This window comes from Streptomyces sp. CBMA123 (genome assembly GCF_014596465.1).
Lineage (GTDB): Bacteria > Actinomycetota > Actinomycetes > Streptomycetales > Streptomycetaceae > Kitasatospora.
The window spans coordinates 1-359 of sequence record NZ_MECK01000584.1 but is presented as its reverse complement, the minus strand read 5'-3'; the positions used below and the strand labels follow the sequence as shown (position 1 = coordinate 359).

The 359-nt window shown below is 56.5% G+C and carries 2 rRNA genes; both read left to right on the top strand.

Features of this window, described 5'->3' with window-relative positions:
- Nucleotides 1-125 (top strand): 23S ribosomal RNA (locus BG452_RS37775); the annotation flags it as partial.
- Nucleotides 126-234: 109 nt separating this feature from the next.
- Nucleotides 235-351, top strand: a 5S ribosomal RNA gene (gene rrf / locus BG452_RS37770).
- Nucleotides 352-359: the final 8 nt, after the last annotated feature.

Sequence of the window (359 nt, the reverse complement as noted above, 5' to 3'; positions counted from 1 at the left end):
AGATGAGCACTCCCACCTCCTTGAGAGGGTAAGGCTCCCAGTAGACGACTGGGTTGATAGGCCGGATATGGAAGCCCTGTGAGGGGTGGAGTTGACCGGTACTAATAGGCCGAGGGCTTGTCCTCAGACGCTCGCGTTCACTGTGTGGTTCCCGGGTAGCGAACAGCTATCGCCGGCGAACACAAGAAACACTATTCAACTGAAAAGTGTGTTTCGCTGAATACCCGATAGGGTTTCGGTGGTCATAGCGTGAGGGAAACGCCCGGTTACATTCCGAACCCGGAAGCTAAGCCTCACAGCGCCGATGGTACTGCAGGGGGGACCCTGTGGGAGAGTAGGACGCCGCCGAACAATTCTTC